Raw genomic sequence first — 13,910 nt, forward strand, 5'->3', positions numbered from 1 at the left:
ATTTGACCTAACCAAACCATCGGCGGCGGGAGCTAAAATTTGATGAACGGGAAAAACGAAAAAGGCCGAGACTGAATCCCGACCCTAAACTCGTGGACGATCCGTCTTACTTGATGCGTGTCCAAGTTTGCTTGGAACAAAGCAACCCACCCGCGATACAACCCGCGAGTTTCAGGCTATTCGCGGCCAGATCGATCTTGCCGATGTAGATCTTGTTGTTAGATGGGCGCCAGACTTTACCCTCGTATTTGCCACCACCGACGGGCTTCATCGAGCGCACAATCTGCTTGCCAAGATTTGGCGATTTGTATTCACCGGCCTCGTTGAACGTCCGCGAAATGGTGCCACATATCGCTGCCCCGCACGTCTTGATCGTAACATGTGCGTAAGCACCGTCATCAACCTGGGTTTTCCAGACACCTTCTGCCGGATCGGCCATCGCCTGCCCTGCAAATGCCACAGCAAACGCTGCTGCAAACTTAAGTGATTTCATGATTTCCTCCCTGTTCTGGGGACAATGGTGCGAAATACAGGGCGCAAATCAAGCGTGACGTTGGGGCGCGGATGTGGAATAGACCGCGCAAATACAGCTTACACGAAGGCCTGACGCTATGATCCTTTACCCTGCAATCGACCTCAAAGACGGCAACTGCGTCCGGCTCTATAAGGGGGAAATGGAGCAAGCCACTGTCTTCAATGACGATCCGGCAGCTCAGGCCTTGGCCTTTGTCGAGGCGGGGTGTGAATGGTTGCATCTGGTTGATCTAAACGGTGCATTTGCGGGGGAGCCTGTAAACGGTGCCGCCGTGGATGCGATTTTAGAGCAAACCAAGGTTCCAGCACAGCTCGGCGGCGGTATACGCGATATGGCGACAATCGAACGGTGGTTGGAAAAAGGTCTGGCCCGCGTGATCCTCGGCACCGTGGCTGTTGAGAACCCGGACCTTGTCCGTGAAGCGGCACGAGCCTACCCCGGTCACGTCGCAATCGGATTGGATGCGCGAAACGGTATGGTCGCAACCCGCGGTTGGGCGGAAGAAACCGACATAGAAGTCACGGCACTGGCCCGCCAGTTCGAGGACGCAGGCGTAGCCGCGCTGATCTACACAGACATTAACCGCGACGGAGCCATGCAGGGCCCGAACGTAGAGGCCACGGCAGCTCTGTCGCGCGCTGTATCAATCCCGGTGATCGCATCGGGCGGCGTGTCGTCGCTGGACGACTTGCGTGCGCTCAAAGCGACCGGCGCACCACTGAACGGCGCTATTTCAGGCCGAGCGCTTTATGACGGCGCGATCGACCTGAAAGAGGCGTTGGACTTGCTGAAAGCCTAAACCCCTACTTCGCAGCCGCGCCAGTAAGTTTACCCAGAGCGCCCTGCATCGTTTTCACAAACGGCGCGTCGGCTGGAATATCCAGATCAGCGAACATATCTACCGGATCTTCGTAGACAAGAACCGATCCGCCATCGGCCTCGTGCACAGCGACCTTCAACGGCAAATATAACGACGCGCGTATATCCGTATTCATAGCGGGCGTTCCAAGCTTGGGATTGCCAAAAATCAGCACTTGAGCCGCAGGCAATTTCAGATCAACGCTTGCGGCCCCCTTTTGGTGATCAATCCGCGCGAAGACCGTCGCACCCGCATTGCCCACGGCGGCCTCCAAGGCATCCATGGTTTCAGCCACTGATTTACTGGATTTTACAGTGATTAGATCGGCAAAGGCAGGCATAGCAACACTCACGATTATGGCCGCAGACATAATTATCTGACGCATGATAGGTCTCCTCATAATACAATGGCGATTACAACACGACACCTACACCGAAAACACCAATCACTTCGCTGGCATCGGCAAGGAATTGCCGTTACACCAAGCTCGCAAACCGGAGCCGCCATTATGCTGAAGACACGCATCATCCCCTGCCTCGACGTCAAAGACGGCCGCGTGGTCAAGGGCATCAACTTCGTTGACCTGATCGACGCTGGCGACCCTGTGGAGGCGGCGAAAGCCTATGACGCGGCTGGCGCGGACGAGCTTTGCTTTCTTGATATCAACGCCACCCATGAGAACCGTGGAACCATGTTCGACGTGGTCACCCGCACTGCAGAGGCTTGCTATATCCCGCTGACGGTCGGCGGTGGCGTGCGGAGCCATGAAGACGTGCGCAAGCTGCTGCTGGCCGGAGCCGACAAGGTGAGTTTCAACTCAGCCGCCGTCGCCAATCCCGATGTCGTGGCGGAAGCCGCAGACCGGTTTGGCTCGCAATGCATAGTGGTCGCTATCGACGCCAAAACCGTGTCGCCGGGCAAGTGGGAAATCTTCACCCATGGGGGGCGCAAGTCCACTGGAATTGACGCCGTCGAGTTCGCGAAAACTGTTGTGGCCAAGGGCGCAGGGGAAATATTGCTGACCTCCATGGATCGCGACGGCACACGCGCAGGGTTCAACCTGCCCCTGACCCGCGCCATTGCCGATGCAGTGTCAGTTCCCGTGATCGCATCTGGCGGGGTGGGCACGTTGGATCACCTTGTCGAAGGGGTCACCAAGGGTCACGCCGATGCCGTGCTGGCGGCGTCGATCTTCCACTTTGGCGATTTCACCATTGCCCAAGCCAAAGCCCATATGGCCGAGGCCGGGCTGAACATGAGGTTGGGCGCATGACATTAGACGAGTTGGAAACCATTATCATTTCTCGCAAAGCTGCGGACCCTGACGGATCGTGGACAGCCAAGCTGTTGGCCAAAGGTCCAGATAAATGTGCTGAAAAGTTTGGCGAAGAAGCCATTGAAGCCATCATAGCGGCCGCGAAGAACGACCGTAGCAACCTTACATCTGAAGCCGCCGACGTGCTGTATCACCTGCTGGTGATGCTCGCGTCACGCGACGTCGCTCTGAGTGATGTTATGGCTGTACTTGCGGCCCGCACAGGCCAGTCCGGCATTTCCGAGAAAGCAGCGCGCAGCTAGCGCGTCACCGCAACCAAAGCTTTGCCCGTTTGATCTGGTTTCGTATGGCCTGCTCGCGGCGTGGAAGATTGCTACGGTCAAACATATCGCGCACCTTGTGGCCCTTTCTCTGGTAGACGATGCGCCGGATCGGCTCGTATTGCTTGAGCACTTTTTTCAGCTTGTTAGGCGCAGCGGTCTCTTCCAACAAGCGCACAACCTCATCGCGTTCACGCGCATAAAGCAGCGGTAAAACTCGATAGTGACATGTCACTTCATGATCGAGCATGTCGGAAACTTCGGGTACGCGACCACCACCAAATGAGTGGATCGTCAGAGGCAGCGCCACCTGATCAAGCCACGGCTTCATCTCTTGGCACACAAGCTCTTCCGGAGGATCGTCGCGGATGAGGCGCGCGTAGTCCAAGAAACGGTCGCCGAACTCTCTTGGGCAACGGAAGTAGAAAAAGCCTGCATTGAAATAGAGGTAGCGGCGCCAGTATTCGTCAGGGTAGCTGGTATCAAGTGAGCTTTCAAAATCCAGACCGAACTTGTTGTAGAGCGACCCCCAGATTTGATTATACCCGGGGCCGTATAGTTCCTGCTGTGGCCAGGTATTCTCTCGCTTCATTGATGCTGTTGGGCGATCAAAATCGAACGGAACAGTGCTTAAGTCGCCCGTGATCAGCGTGTCAGTATCTAAAAACAGAAAGGGCTCATCTTCGGGCAATATCTGCAGGGCCTCGATCTTATTGCCATACGGATACGCCCCCCCAAAAACTTGGTTCTCGAATGGTATGATTTCCGCGCCAAGCGCACCAAGTGCCTCTCGTACATCATTGTTGGCCATGCGTGGATCGGTATCCCAACGATGATTATTCTGCGGCTCCGCGACAATCACACGGCCTTTGAAATTCGGATTAGTGTGGCGCAACGAGGCCACTTGCAAAAGCGCCTCGAATTGCAGCCGACCACCCTGCCCCACCATCATAATATTGAAGTCTTGGACTTTAGCCGGTTTCGTCTTTTTCGGCGTGGTCGCTGCCGTTTTGGATTTCGTCTTGCTGCTCTTCGCCATCTGGTCACTTCTTTTTGCTTGGTCGGAGCATAGGGTCAAAGTGTCCACGCCGGAAGTCATATGGCCGATGGTGTGCTAAAAGTTTGCGTCATCCCCGCAAGTTGCGCGATACTGGAGGCAAGCCCACAAACCGGAGCCTCACGAATGCGCGTTTTCCTCATTGCACTGTCACTTCTGTTACCTAGTCTCTGCGCCGCGCAAAATTTCACCACATCAGCTGGCGTGAAGCCAATTCTGGAACTGATCCGCCCGCAATGGATCGCAATCAGGCCCTATGACGGCCAAGACCTGCTTTATATGACGACCCTGCTGACCTATCGTTGCGGTATTGAGCAGATCCGGTTTTCCTACAATGGCGGAGAGTTACAGGTTTGGGACGGGGAGCCATGTTACTGGGACGAAGCCTCCCCCATGGCGTTGAAAGTTGAAACGCACCTTCCATATGCTGTCGCGCCGCTTGATAGCTTGCAAACCGTGACCATCAATCTGCTGTTCGACGACGGCACCACGATGGAGCAGAGCTATCAGCGCAAAGATGTCCAAATCAACTAACCGTCGGGATACCTAATCGGTCCAGTCAACTTGAAACCAGTGCCGCTGCTGCTGTCGACCTCATCACTTCGATGTAGCGATCCTGTGTCCAGCCACAGTCCTTTCTAAGCATCTCCCAATTGCGGACTGACAAAAGTGTCCAGAGGAAATCTGTGGCCTCAGCTTCCGAAAGCCCAACTACAAGTTTGCCGTCATCTTTAAGTGCAGAAACCGCAGCAGCACAGCCGTGGCGGACGGCGTGCATGCGGTCATTCCACGCCAACATCGCTTCTTCGTCACTATCCTTGATGGCCAAAAGAGCTTTGGAAACTCCGTAGACAGTTGGGATATATCCCCCCCAAAAATTGATCCATGCTGAAAGCCTTTCAATACCTGAATTGGCCGCCCTGCTTTCGATGAGCTTACCTTCGATTTCATGAAGTTCGTCTAGGTAACGCGTTGTGGCGACGAGCAATTCCGCGCGGTTCGGGAAGTGAAGATACAACGCTTGCCTGCTGATTTTCGCAGCCTTGGCAATGTCGGACATTCGCACCGCGCTACCACCTCCTGCTTCTAAAAGGTTCAGAGTGGCAAGAAGTATGCGATCGCGAGTTGAGTTTATTTTACTTGACATGATGTAAAGTTGCTCGTTATTTCGGCACATGTCAACTTGACGCCGTGTCAAGTTTCGAATCTAAATTTTGGAGGACGCAAAAATGAAAACGATTGTATTCGGCGCATCCGGCACTGTTGGAAAACTGGCGGTGCAGCAGATGTTGGACGACGGACACGAAGTCACCGCCTTTTCACGCAACCCCGAAAAACTCTCCATAGACCACCCAAAACTGTCCTACATCGCCGGAGACGCCCTTTCCGCGCACTCGGTCGCGAATGCGGTTAGTGGACACGACGCGGTCGTCATTACGCTGGGGTCTGGCATGTCGCGAAAAAGCAAAATCCGGTCCCAAGGAACGCTGAACATTATTCAGGCCATGCAGCGGCACGGTGTCCAACGGTTAATTTGTCAATCCACCCTTGGCGCACATGAAAGCTGGAGCAACCTGAACTTCTTTTGGAAGCGCATAATGTTTGGGGCACTCCTCCGACCGGTTTTTCAGGATCACGAGCTGCAAGAAAACTTCGTGCGCGCCAGTGGCCTGGAGTGGACAATTGTCCGACCCAGCGCATTTGCAGATGGCCCGGCTACCGGAGCCTACAAGGAAGACATCAAGCCGATGGATCGCGCCCTCACGCTAAGTATCTCGCGCGCCGACATCGCTAAATTTCTGGCCCGCCAGCTATCCGAACTTCAATACGCGCAGCGTGCCGTTGGAATTTCGAACTGAGTGTTTGGTAGCTTTGGAACGTAACCTCACGGCCTGAGCAATTGTTTTGGCGTGAGAGGTGAAATTCCAAAACCCGTCTTAGGACGGTGATCTCGAAGTAAACTTCCAGAGAAATTCAGCGACCAGTATTGGGAAATGAAGTCTCTTCAAACGTAACTAACTCAAGGCCAGAAGAGTTGGCCTGTGGGTCAAAAACTAGAAGGTCGGTGGCGTGCAGGCGCTGATAATTCGGCACATAGAGTCGCTAACATTGCGGAAACGGTGTGGTAATTGACTGTCGAACAGGTATCCTTCGCCAACGCGGAGCACCTTAACCTGATCTGCAACGGTAATCTCAATTTCGCCTTGGGTAACGATTCCCGCCTCTTCACCAATATGGGACAGCAGTTCGGGCCCGGTGTCGGCATTTGGTGGATAAGCTTCGTCGAGAATTTGCAACGCATGATGGCTGGCTTGCCCGAGTTGGCGCAACGACACCGTTGGGCCGTCAGATTGTGGGGCAATTTCGATGAACTCATCCGCAGCATAGAAATACGTAGCCTGTTGCTCTTGCTCGATATTCGCGAAAAATTCTGCAATGCTCATCGGAATTGCGTCGAGAAGACTTTTGAGCGAAGCGACCGAAGGACTGGTCTTGTTCTGCTCGATCAGCGAAATCGTTCCGTTCGTCAAACCTGCGCGAGAGGCAAGTTCCCGCTGCGACAGACCATGTGCCTTCCGGAGCGCTTGTAGTCTTTTTCCAATATCCACACGTGTGCCTTTGCCGATTTTCGGTTTTTTGTTCTTAATAACAACTCCTAATCCAACATCGTGCTTACCGAAATACCATTCGAACAGCAGATTGCCACCATTTTGGGTGGCCGGAGCAATAGGTTTGAACTGTACGATTGCATATTGACACATATAATAAACGTATTACTGAGAATTTTAAACGCTCGACCATACGGGGAAACCCCGCGAGATAAATTTCCTTCAGCCCTACAAGGACGCCAGAAATGACGAATACCGTGAAAAAGAAGCCTCGCAAAACCGCCGCGAAGATCAAGCCGAGCATTTCGATTGTTCCAGAATCCGTACAAGCCACCAAGACCAATGCGGATCTGGTGGCCCGTCGCGAAGCCGCGGTAGCACGCGGAGTTGCGTCCGCCGCGCCGATCTTTGCGAGTCATGCTGAAAACGCCGAGCTTTGGGACGTCGAAGGCAATCGCTTTGTCGATTTTGCAGGCGGCATTGCCGTTCTTAACACCGGCCACCGCCACCCGAAGGTTGTTGCTGCCGCCAAGGCGCAAGAGGACCTTTACACCCACACCAGCTTTCAGGTTGTCCCCTACGAGCCCTATGTCGCGCTCGCCGAAAAGCTGAACGCGCTGGCACCCGGAGATCACGCCAAAAAGTCGCTGCTTGTCACGACAGGTGCCGAGGCTGTGGAAAATGCGGTCAAGATCGCCCGCGCCGCCACGGGACGTCCGGGGGTGATCGCGTTTACCGGTAGCTACCATGGTCGCACCTTGTTGACGCTGGGCATGACTGGCAAAATCTCGCCTTACAAAAAGGACGTGGGCCCGTTTCCGTCCGATATCTTCCGCGCACCCTTCCCAAGTCTGCGTGATGGCATCACAGTGCAGGACGCACTGACGGGTTTGCAAAACCTGTTCCTGACCGATGCCCAGCCAGAGCGCGTTGCTGCGATCATCATCGAGCCCGTGCTGGGCGAAGGCGGCTACACTCCTGTGCCGTTCGAAATGCTCAAAGCCTTGCGAGAAATCTGCGACACCCACGGCATCATGCTGATCGCCGACGAAATTCAAGCTGGCTTCGGCCGGACTGGAACGTGGTTTGCAATTGAGCATTCCGGCGTGGTGCCTGATCTGATCACTGTTGCAAAATCCATGGCGGGTGGCTACCCGATCGCGGGTGTGATCGGTCGCGCCGACGTGATGGATGCGGTCATTCCGGGCGGTCTGGGCGGTACATATGGCGGCAACCCCGTTGCCTGCGCTGCCGCTCTTGCTGCGATTGAGGCCATTGAGGAAGAAGGTCTTCTGGCCCGCTCGACAGCCCTCGGTGCGTATTTCCGCGAGCGGTTTGCCGAAATCGGCGCACGTATTTCGCCCCTTCGCATGTGGGACATCCGTGGGCTTGGCGCTATGCTGGCCGTTGAGTTCGTGACCGATTTTGAAACAGCCACACCTGATGCGGCGCTAACGAAATCCGTGATAGCCCACGCCTTGCAGCGCGGCTTGATCTTGCTGGGTTGCGGTATGCACGGCAATGCGCTGCGGATCATGGTGCCGCTGACAGCTTCAGACGAGATTGTCGACGAAGGGTTGGCCATCTTTGAGGCATCCCTTGCAGCAGCGATTGCAGAGCAGCACGCCTAAGGTGAGACCTCGAGCTAACGAGGAAAGGGCGGACCAATGTGGTTCGCCCTTTTCGTTTCAATTTAGAAGTAGCGGCATCATCAGTGTCGCAAGACTAAGAACCAGAAAAAATCCGGCCATATCGGTGATGGTCGTTAGCAAAGGGCCGGACGCCACGGCGGGGTCTTGGCCGATACGCTTGAGCAACAATGGCACTACACCTCCAATAGACACGGCGATCATAGTGTTCAGCGCCAAGGCCAAACCTATCACGAGGCCCAGATAAGCGTTGCCCTTCCAAACCCAACACACAATGCCGATCAAAATGCCCAGCACCACCCCATTTATCACGCCGACAGAAACCTCCTTGAGCCAGACGCGCATCGCGTCTTTGGGCCGTACAAGCCCCAAGGAAAGCTCTCTCATGGTGACACCGACAGCTTGATTGCCCGAACAACCGCTCATGTCTGACACCATGGGAAGGAAGACGGCGATGGCGATGACGGCCGCAAGGGTTTCTTCGTAGGCGGAAATAACGCTGGCCGCGACGATATTGAGAACGATGTTGGCCGACAGCCACGCCAGTCGCCGCCGAGATCGGATAGCAAGCGGCATGGTTCGCAACTCGTCCCCGACGATACCTTGCATACGCAAGTTTTCGGTTTCGGAGCGGGCGAGAATGGCCGCGTCGACGGCTGTACGCGAAACCACGCCAACAAGCGCACCATCCTCGTCGACCACTGGAAAGCCGAGGAAGTCGTAGTCATTAAACAGGTCTTGAAGTTCGGTCAGGGAGGCGTGCACAGGCACTGTCATCGGCTTGACCATAATGTCTTCAAGCCTACCACTGCGCTTCGCGGTCAATAGTCCGCGAAGTGAGACCACACCGACCGGATGGTTCTTGTCGTCGATAATATAGGGATGTTGCCCGTTGTAGCGCTCAAGATCTTCATCATCGCTGGCGAGGCTACGCAGAACGGCCCCAACGGTTTGGTCGCGCCTGAACTGAAAGGCATCAGCTAGCATCAAGCCACCCGCCGTTTCCGCCGCATATTGGGTCAGGCGACGCACTCCGGCGGCGTCTTCGGGGTCGATCCCGGCTAAAAGCGCTTCGGCGTCCTCAGCGTCCAGTTCGGCGATGACATCTGCCTGCACATCGGAGTCCAGCTCGTCGAAAATCTCGACCGCCTTCGCCGGGGCCTGCCCTTCCATCAGGTCGCCCGCGACCTCCAATGGGGCTTCGTCGATTAACCGAGAAGCCAATTCAGGCGTTAGAAGCGAGATAATGCTGTCTCGGTCTTGCGGTGAGAAGTCCAGAACGACCCGCAGCGCCTCGCTAATTGTGACACGTTCAAGGATTTCATTGAGTGACGTGGCGTCTTCTTGCGCGAAGGCTACTTCGACCGCATCTGAGATGTCGGTCTCTCGCGTTTCGCTGTTGTCCAATAAAGGTGTGTTCACTTGGTGCCCTTGTGTCGTGGCTTGCGAGGCCGGTTTGCATCGTCGCCAATCACACTAACTGAACTCAGCACACGTAACTTCGGTGGGTCAGAGGGCTCCAGCGTCGCGCATTGTCACGGGTTAGCTTACATGGTTTCATCAGAATACACGCGCTTTGATCGAAATATTAAACATTTTTACCCGCATTTCATGAATCTTGTTGCAAGAGAAGGTCGAGTTCGGCAGACTTTTGAATTCTTGTTGCCTAAGTTTTTTTGGCCCTTGCTTGGTCAAACCAAATTGTGGCGTACGCCGATCACCTGTTTCCGTTCCGGATGTTAGGGCTTAGAAGATGCGTGAAACAATGAGATGGACGACCCCGATGGGACGCCTCTGTTTTCACGGAGTATTCAAGACATGACCCCTTTCGCAATTGCAGGCGTGCAGATGTACGTCAACGCCCTTCAGCCCAATGTTGAGGGCATGATGCAGCGCCTCGACGTTCTGATGATGCGCTTCCCGTGGACCCAAATGGTGTTGTTCAGCGAACTCGCGCCATTTGGCCCTTTGGAAAAATTCAAGCTGCCACCCGAGAACGACGTCATCGACCGGTTTTGTGAAGCGGCCCGTCGCCACAAGATCTGGCTGATCCCCGGCTCGATGTTCCTGACGAATCCAGAGGATGGTAAGGTTTACAATACGTCTCTGGTTATCAATCCAGATGGCGACATCATTCGCCGCTACGCCAAGATGTTCCCATTCCTTCCCTACGAGGCGGGTGTCGCCGCGGGCACGGATTTTTGCGTCTTTGATGTGCCAGATGTGGGCCGCTTTGGGCTGTCGATCTGCTACGATATGTGGTTTCCCGAGACGACGCGCCAACTTACGTCGCAGGGCGTGGAGGTGCTGTTGCACCCGGTCTTGACCGGCACAACTGACCGCGACGCGGAACTTGCCATCGCGCGGGCGACCGCAGCTCAGTTCCAATGTTATGTCATTGACGTCAATGGATTGGGCGCCGGCGGTGTCGGCAAGTCACTCGTCGTTGATCCAACATCTCTGGTTTTGCACCAGTCAGCGGGTCAAGAAGACATGTTCCCGATCGAAGTCGATCTTTCGATGGTTCGCCGCCAACGCGAGACCGGCATGAAAGGTCTGGGTCAGGTCCTCAAAAGCTTCCGCGACCGACCCACAGATTTCTCTGTCTATGATCGCACCAGCGGTACCGACGCATTCTTGAACACGCTTGGGCCTCTTAAGGTGCCTCATCAGGGCTCCCGTGCAGGGCTGCATGTAGATGTACCTGCCAGCGCTGAGGCCGAAGTATTTGACCGCGAACCGAAACTAGGGTTCGGGGTTTCGCCCGCCATGGGCAAGACACCAGGTAACTAAAACAGAGGGTCTGCGGCATACAGCTGCGGGTTCATCGTGTTTTAGCCCTAATTGGGAGAACGACCGATGGATTCCGTCAGCGACTACTATTCCGCGACCCAACTTCGCGCCGACAGATGGAGCGCTTTGCGTGAGGCCGTGACGTCACTGTGCCGTGAGCAAAATGCCAAGAAAGCGGCAGCCACCAAGGTTCGGATCACCGATCTATTCAGTTCGCTTGCATTGATCGAACCCTATTGGGCGTTTCCAGGAATGGCTGCGTTCGACCACATGCGCCGCCAATTTGAACATGGAAACTTTGACGACCTGTCATTTACCGTGAATCGGGTCAAGCGCGCGCTGACCTCGGGGGCGTATCGCCGCCGCAGCATCCCGCTGGACCGTGACAGCACCGACGACGAAGAACACAACGACGAGGCACTGCTGTCGCCCGAAGCGCGCGCGATGGCCCGCCCCTACTTCGAGGTTTTGATCGTAGACAACGTCAACGACCAACAAGAACGCTGGCTAAAAAGCAATGTAGCACGCATGCGCCGCCCCGAGGACCCCTTTCACTATGAAGCTGTGGTCGTCCCCAGCCTTGAGGACGCGCTGATCGCGGTGCTTTTCAACCACAACATTCAAGCTATCGTGGTACGCCCCGGTTTGGCTCTGAAATCCAAGAACGAGAACGAAATCCTCGGAAAATATATCACCAATGCCAGCGAGACTGGCGAAATAGAGGCCATGTTGCCCGAGGACTACGGACCGGAGTTGTGCCGCCTGATCGCCCGCGTCCGCCCCGAATTGGACGCCTATCTCGTGACGGAGCGGTCTGTCGAAGACATCGCGGGGCTTGATCTGGGAATTTGCCGACGGGTTTTCTACAATCAAGAAGACTTTATGGAGCTGCACCTCAACATCCTGCGCGGCGTGGCCGCACGCAACAAGACCCCGTTCTTTACGGCCTTGGTGGAGTACTCCAAACAGCCAACCGGCGTGTTCCATGCGATGCCGATCAGCCGCGGTAAGTCCATCACCCGATCCCACTGGATTCAGGATATGGGTGCGTTTTATGGCCCCAACATCTTCCTCGCCGAAACCTCAGCCACGTCCGGTGGTCTCGATAGCCTGCTGGAACCGCAGGGGCCCATCAAAGAAGCTCAGGAACTGGCCAGCCGTGCCTTCGGGTCCAAGCAAACCTTCTTTGCCACCAATGGCACATCAACCTGCAACAAGATTGTGGTGCAAGCCGTGGTGCGTCCGGGCGACATCGTGCTGGTGGATCGGGACTGCCACAAGTCGCATCACTACGGCATGGTTCTGGCGGGCGCCGAAGTTGTCTATCTCGACAGCTATCCGCTGAACGAATATTCCATGTACGGTGCCGTTCCGCTTAAGGAAATCAAGCACCAGTTGCTGGCTTTAAAAGCGGCGGGTAAATTGCACCGGGTTCGCATGCTCTTGCTCACCAACTGCACTTTCGATGGTCTGGTTTACAATGTAGAGCGGGTAATGGAGGAATGTCTGGCGATCAAGCCCGACCTTGTTTTCCTGTGGGACGAGGCATGGTTTGCGTTCGCCCGCTTTAGCCCCACATACCGTCAGCGCACTGGAATGCGCACTGCCAACAACCTACGCGTCCGGCTACGGACTGACACGCATAAGCGGGCCTATGAGGCTCAACAATTGGAACTGGCTGACGCGACGGACGAGACGTTACTCAATACGCGGCTAATCGCCCCGCCCGATGCTAGGATCAGGGTTTACGCCACACAGTCGACCCACAAAACTCTGACGTCTCTGCGGCAAGGCTCGATGATCCATGTCAACGATCAGGACTTCAAAGGCGAAGTGGAGCAGTCATTTCATGAGGCGTATATGACCCATACGTCGACCTCGCCCAATTACCAGATCATTGCGTCGCTGGACGTGGGCCGCCGACAAGTGGAACTGGAAGGCTTCGAGTTTGTGCAACGCCAGATCGAAGCGGCCATGTCGATGCGCAAAGCAGTCAGCAGTCATCCGCAGTTGCAAAAGTACTTTAAGGTTCTGACCGCAGGCGAAATGATCCCCGAAGAGCACCGCCAAAGCGGTGTGACCAGCTATTTTGACAACGATCAGGGCTGGACGGACATGTGGGACTGCTGGGAGCAGGATGATTTTGTGCTGGATGCGACCCGTGTCACCTTGGCCGTGGGGGGGACCGGGTGGGATGGCGATACATTTAAGACAAAGATATTGATGGATAAATACGGCATTCAAATCAACAAAACCTCGCGCAACACGGTCCTGTTCATGACCAATATCGGCACGACCCGCTCCTCGGTGGCCTATTTGATCGAGGTCTTGGTCGAGATCGCTAACGAATTGGATGACTTGCTGGATGATGCGTCCAAGATGGAACGGATATCGTTTGATCGCCGAGTTAAAAATCTGACGGAAAACCATCCACCGCTGCCTGACTTCAGCAGATTCCACGACGCGTTCCGGCCTGATCAAGTGACGCCGGAGGGTGACATTCGCACAGCCTATTACCTCAGTTACGAGGAAACCAACTGCGATTATCTAGAATTGGACGGCTCGCTACAGGAGGCTCTGGATGCAGGCCAAGAGGTCGTGTCGGCCGGATTCATCATACCCTATCCGCCTGGCTTCCCGATCTTGGTGCCGGGTCAGGTCGTCAGCCAGGAAATTCTAGCATTCATGCTGGCGCTCGACGTCAGCGAAATCCACGGCTACCGCCCCGATCTGGGGCTACGGGTATTCACGCCGGAGGCATTGGCCGCCTTGCCGAAGGCTAAATCACTTCCAGCCACCGCCAAATAAACAA

Annotated in this window: 14 protein-coding genes; 8 read left to right on the plus strand and 6 right to left on the minus strand. The window is 55.3% G+C overall.

What is annotated here, in order from left to right; translation table 11 throughout:
* Window positions 1–106 precede the first annotated feature (106 nt).
* Window positions 107–493: a DUF2147 domain-containing protein gene (locus tag BCF46_RS06205; protein ID WP_121022824.1), complete on the minus strand. Its 387-nt coding sequence runs from the start codon at window positions 491–493 to the stop codon at window positions 107–109.
* Between the two features lie 118 nt (window positions 494–611).
* Here BCF46_RS06205 and hisA point away from each other — a divergent pair, with 118 nt between their 5' ends.
* Window positions 612–1,334, plus strand: a complete 723-nt coding sequence (hisA, locus tag BCF46_RS06210; RefSeq protein ID WP_121022826.1) for a 1-(5-phosphoribosyl)-5-[(5-phosphoribosylamino)methylideneamino]imidazole-4-carboxamide isomerase — start codon at window positions 612–614, stop codon at window positions 1,332–1,334.
* A 4-nt stretch (window positions 1,335–1,338) separates the two neighbouring features.
* Here the strand turns inward: hisA and BCF46_RS06215 are convergent, their stop codons facing one another.
* Window positions 1,339–1,779 carry a DUF302 domain-containing protein gene (locus BCF46_RS06215; RefSeq protein ID WP_211332784.1) on the minus strand — a complete coding sequence of 147 codons (441 nt, stop codon included), beginning with the start codon at window positions 1,777–1,779 and terminating at the stop codon, window positions 1,339–1,341.
* 123 nt (window positions 1,780–1,902) lie between these two features.
* Between BCF46_RS06215 and hisF the strand changes: the two genes are divergently transcribed.
* Together hisF and BCF46_RS06225 are read left to right on the plus strand one after the other, a co-directional pair.
* Window positions 1,903–2,667 (plus strand): imidazole glycerol phosphate synthase subunit HisF, encoded by a 765-nt coding sequence (hisF, locus tag BCF46_RS06220; protein ID WP_121022828.1) that lies wholly within the window; start codon window positions 1,903–1,905, stop codon window positions 2,665–2,667.
* A complete protein-coding gene (locus BCF46_RS06225) occupies window positions 2,664–2,972 on the plus strand; it encodes a phosphoribosyl-ATP diphosphatase (RefSeq protein WP_121022830.1) in 309 nt (102 codons plus the stop codon). The genes hisF and BCF46_RS06225 overlap by 4 nt, the downstream gene beginning before the upstream one ends.
* Before the next feature lie 4 nt (window positions 2,973–2,976).
* Here BCF46_RS06225 and BCF46_RS06230 read toward each other — a convergent pair whose 3' ends face one another.
* Window positions 2,977–4,029, minus strand: a complete 1,053-nt coding sequence (locus tag BCF46_RS06230; RefSeq protein ID WP_425454412.1) for a hypothetical protein — start codon at window positions 4,027–4,029, stop codon at window positions 2,977–2,979.
* A gap of 144 nt (window positions 4,030–4,173) precedes the next feature.
* On the opposite strand from BCF46_RS06230, the gene BCF46_RS06235 reads away from it, so the two are divergent.
* A complete protein-coding gene (locus BCF46_RS06235) occupies window positions 4,174–4,581 on the plus strand; it encodes a hypothetical protein (RefSeq protein WP_121022832.1) in 408 nt (135 codons plus the stop codon).
* A 25-nt stretch (window positions 4,582–4,606) separates the two neighbouring features.
* Here the strand turns inward: BCF46_RS06235 and BCF46_RS06240 are convergent, their stop codons facing one another.
* Window positions 4,607–5,224, minus strand: coding sequence for a TetR/AcrR family transcriptional regulator (locus tag BCF46_RS06240; protein ID WP_342768419.1), 618 nt, complete (start codon window positions 5,222–5,224; stop codon window positions 4,607–4,609).
* 52 nt (window positions 5,225–5,276) lie between these two features.
* On the opposite strand from BCF46_RS06240, the gene BCF46_RS06245 reads away from it, so the two are divergent.
* The gene (locus tag BCF46_RS06245; RefSeq protein WP_121022834.1) at window positions 5,277–5,906 is read left to right on the plus strand and encodes an NAD(P)-dependent oxidoreductase; all 630 of its coding nucleotides are present in this window, start codon (window positions 5,277–5,279) and stop codon (window positions 5,904–5,906) included.
* A 195-nt stretch (window positions 5,907–6,101) separates the two neighbouring features.
* Here BCF46_RS06245 and BCF46_RS06250 read toward each other — a convergent pair whose 3' ends face one another.
* A complete protein-coding gene (locus BCF46_RS06250) occupies window positions 6,102–6,809 on the minus strand; it encodes a cupin domain-containing protein (RefSeq protein WP_281272087.1) in 708 nt (235 codons plus the stop codon).
* A 92-nt stretch (window positions 6,810–6,901) separates the two neighbouring features.
* Here BCF46_RS06250 and gabT point away from each other — a divergent pair, with 92 nt between their 5' ends.
* Window positions 6,902–8,287, plus strand: a complete 1,386-nt coding sequence (gene gabT / locus BCF46_RS06255) for a 4-aminobutyrate--2-oxoglutarate transaminase (protein ID WP_121022836.1) — start codon at window positions 6,902–6,904, stop codon at window positions 8,285–8,287.
* A gap of 57 nt (window positions 8,288–8,344) precedes the next feature.
* Here the strand turns inward: gabT and mgtE are convergent, their stop codons facing one another.
* A complete protein-coding gene (mgtE, locus tag BCF46_RS06260) occupies window positions 8,345–9,727 on the minus strand; it encodes a magnesium transporter (RefSeq protein ID WP_245989879.1) in 1,383 nt (460 codons plus the stop codon).
* Between the two features lie 396 nt (window positions 9,728–10,123).
* On the opposite strand from mgtE, the gene BCF46_RS06265 reads away from it, so the two are divergent.
* Window positions 10,124–11,098 (plus strand): carbon-nitrogen hydrolase family protein, encoded by a 975-nt coding sequence (locus BCF46_RS06265; RefSeq protein WP_121023277.1) that lies wholly within the window; start codon window positions 10,124–10,126, stop codon window positions 11,096–11,098.
* Window positions 11,099–11,164: 66 nt separating this feature from the next.
* Complete coding sequence (locus tag BCF46_RS06270; protein WP_121022838.1) at window positions 11,165–13,906, plus strand: aminotransferase class I/II-fold pyridoxal phosphate-dependent enzyme; 2,742 nt, start codon at window positions 11,165–11,167, stop codon at window positions 13,904–13,906.
* Window positions 13,907–13,910: the final 4 nt, after the last annotated feature.

The sequence above is a fragment of the Litoreibacter meonggei genome (assembly GCF_003663885.1).
Taxonomy (GTDB): domain Bacteria; phylum Pseudomonadota; class Alphaproteobacteria; order Rhodobacterales; family Rhodobacteraceae; genus Litoreibacter; species Litoreibacter meonggei.

Excerpts from the sequence above, each read along its gene's own strand:
- BCF46_RS06250 (WP_281272087.1), bottom strand. The coding sequence starts at position 6,809 with ATGTGTCAATATGCAATCGTACAGTTCAAACCTATTGCTCCGGCCACC.
- BCF46_RS06205 (WP_121022824.1), bottom strand. The coding sequence starts at position 493 with ATGAAATCACTTAAGTTTGCAGCAGCGTTTGCTGTGGCATTTGCAGGG.
- BCF46_RS06245 (WP_121022834.1), top strand. The coding sequence starts at position 5,277 with ATGAAAACGATTGTATTCGGCGCATCCGGCACTGTTGGAAAACTGGCG.
- BCF46_RS06225 (WP_121022830.1), top strand. The coding sequence starts at position 2,664 with ATGACATTAGACGAGTTGGAAACCATTATCATTTCTCGCAAAGCTGCG.
- BCF46_RS06215 (WP_211332784.1), bottom strand. The coding sequence starts at position 1,779 with ATGCGTCAGATAATTATGTCTGCGGCCATAATCGTGAGTGTTGCTATG.
- BCF46_RS06230 (WP_425454412.1), bottom strand. The coding sequence starts at position 4,029 with ATGGCGAAGAGCAGCAAGACGAAATCCAAAACGGCAGCGACCACGCCG.
- gabT (WP_121022836.1), top strand. The coding sequence starts at position 6,902 with ATGACGAATACCGTGAAAAAGAAGCCTCGCAAAACCGCCGCGAAGATC.
- hisF (WP_121022828.1), top strand. The coding sequence starts at position 1,903 with ATGCTGAAGACACGCATCATCCCCTGCCTCGACGTCAAAGACGGCCGC.
- BCF46_RS06270 (WP_121022838.1), top strand. The coding sequence starts at position 11,165 with ATGGATTCCGTCAGCGACTACTATTCCGCGACCCAACTTCGCGCCGAC.
- BCF46_RS06240 (WP_342768419.1), bottom strand. The coding sequence starts at position 5,224 with ATGTGCCGAAATAACGAGCAACTTTACATCATGTCAAGTAAAATAAAC.
- BCF46_RS06265 (WP_121023277.1), top strand. The coding sequence starts at position 10,124 with ATGACCCCTTTCGCAATTGCAGGCGTGCAGATGTACGTCAACGCCCTT.
- hisA (WP_121022826.1), top strand. The coding sequence starts at position 612 with ATGATCCTTTACCCTGCAATCGACCTCAAAGACGGCAACTGCGTCCGG.
- BCF46_RS06235 (WP_121022832.1), top strand. The coding sequence starts at position 4,174 with ATGCGCGTTTTCCTCATTGCACTGTCACTTCTGTTACCTAGTCTCTGC.